We start from the raw sequence: 2,313 nt of genomic DNA on the forward strand, positions 1-2,313 counted from the left end.
GCATCCGCACAGGCGCCGGCGGCAGCGGCTGCCGCCGCGGCCAATCCGGCGGCCACCGGCATCGACCCGGCCGCGCTGCCGCCGCTGCACCTGTGGGTCGGCGACCTGCGCCTGGGTACCGCGAAGCTGGGCGAGGCACGGCTGGAGACCTGGCCGACCGCGCAGGGCATGCGCATCGACCAGTTGCGCTCGCTCTCACGCAGCGTGCAGCTCAACGCCAGCGGCGACTGGAACGGCAATGCGCAGGACAGCCACACCCGCATGCGCATCGATTTCTCCGCGCAGGACCTGGGCAGCATGCTCAATGCGTTCGGCTACCAAGGCCTGTTCAATGGCGGCAAGACGCATGCCCTGCTGGACGCCACCTGGCCGGGCGCGCCCAGTTCGCTCGCCCTTGCGGCGATGGACGGCAACCTCGGCGTCGACGTCAGCCACGGGCGCATTCCCGAGGTGGGGCCCGGGGTGGGACGGTTGTTCGGGCTGGTCTCCGTGGCCGAACTGCCGCGCCGGCTCACGCTCGATTTCGGCGACGTGTTCGGCAAGGGGTTGGCGTTCGATTCGATCAAGGGCGATTTCCACTTCGCCGGCGGCAATGCCACCACCGACAATCTGAGGATCCGCGGTCCCGCCGCCGACATCGACATCCGCGGGCGCACCGGCCTGCGCGCGCGCGACTACGACCAGCAGGTGTACGTGGTGCCGCACATCGGCAACAGCCTGCCGGTGGTCGGCGCGGTGGTCGCCGGGCCGGTCGGCGCCGCCGCCGGTTTCGCCGTGCAGGGGCTGCTCGGCAGGGGCCTCAACAAGGCAGCCAGCGCGCGCTACCGCGTCAGCGGCAGCTGGGAGAAGCCGGTATTCACGCTGCTCGAGAAGCACGAGGCGCAACCGGCGCCGGCCAGCTCGGCACCGGCGCCCGCATCGAGTGCCGCCCATTGAGCCGGCGGCGCGGAGTTTGCTCGACGCGCTTTTAAAGGCCCCGCCCGACCCCATGTGGGATAGTCACCCCTTTCCGCCCGAGGTCGCCGGCTCCATGGATTCACTGATCGCCCACGTCCAGAACAAGCTGCTGGCCCCCGGCGGCCTGTCCACCGCCGACCTGGAGCGCGTCTTCAGCCAGCTGATGGGTCCGTCGATCGACGCGGCCGACCTCTACTTCCAGCACTCGCGCAGCGAGTCGTGGCTGCTGGAGGAAGGCATCGTCAAGGACGGCAGCCATTCGATCGAGCAGGGCGTGGGCGTGCGCGCGATCAGCGGCGAGAAGACCGGTTTCGCCTACTCCGACGAGATCGTGCTGCCGCAACTGCTGGAAGCCTCCAGGGCCGCGCGCGCGATCGCCCAGGACGGCCGCGGCGCCGGCAAGCCGCTGGCGCTCAACGGTGCACGGCAGCTTTATCCCGCGCTCGATCCAGTCGAGAGCCTGCCGAACGCGGACAAGATCGCGTTGCTGCGCGAGGTCGATGCCTACGCGCGCTCGCGCGACCCGCGCGTCAGGCAGGTGATCGTGAGCCTGGCCGCAACCATGGACACCGTGCTCGTCGCCGGGGCCGACGGCACGCTGGCGGCGGACGTGCGCCCGCTGGTGCGCCTGAACGTGCAGGTGATCGCCGAGGCCAACGGCCGACGCGAACAGGGCAGTTCCGGCGGCGGCGGCCGCTACGGTTACCGCGAGCTGATCGAGAACGGGCGTGCGCTGGCCTTCGCCGACGAGGCGGTGCGCCAGGCGCTGGTCAACCTCGATTCGGTGGACGCGCCGGCCGGGCAGATGACCGTGGTGCTCGGCCCCGGCTGGCCCGGGGTGCTGCTGCACGAGGCCATCGGCCACGGCCTGGAGGGCGACTTCAACCGCAAGGGCAGCTCGGCCTTCGCCGGCCGCCTAGGGCAGCGCGTGGCGGCGCCCGGCGTCACCGTGGTCGACGACGGCACGCTGCCCAACCGCCGCGGCTCGCTCAGCGTCGATGACGAAGGCACGCCCACCGAGTGCACCACGCTGATCGAGGACGGCATCCTCGTGGGCTACATGCAGGACAAGTTGAACGCGCGCCTGATGGGCATGAAGCCGACCGGCAACGGCCGGCGCGAGTCCTTCGCGCAGCTGCCGATGCCGCGCATGACCAATACCTACATGCGCGCCGGCGCGCACGATCCGGCCGAGATCATCCGCTCGGTCAAGCGCGGGCTCTACGCGGTGAACTTCGGCGGCGGCCAGGTCGACATCACCAGCGGCAAGTTCGTGTTCTCCGCGAGCGAGGCCTATCTCATCGAGGACGGCAAGGTCACCGCGCCGGTCAAGGGCGCCACGCTGATCGGCTCCGG

Annotated in this window: 2 protein-coding genes; both read left to right on the top strand. The window is 70.8% G+C overall.

Annotation, left to right across the window (positions count from 1 at the left end):
* Nucleotides 1–936: AsmA-like C-terminal region-containing protein (locus tag HOQ08_RS03590; RefSeq protein ID WP_291191734.1), on the top strand; the 936-nt coding region annotated here is incomplete at its 5' end.
* A gap of 94 nt (nucleotides 937–1,030) precedes the next feature.
* On the top strand, nucleotides 1,031–2,313 hold a 1,283-nt coding region (gene tldD, locus HOQ08_RS03595; RefSeq protein WP_291191737.1), incomplete at its 3' end, for a metalloprotease TldD.

Source organism: Frateuria sp. (assembly GCF_013362045.1).
Lineage (GTDB): Bacteria > Pseudomonadota > Gammaproteobacteria > Xanthomonadales > Rhodanobacteraceae > Frateuria_A.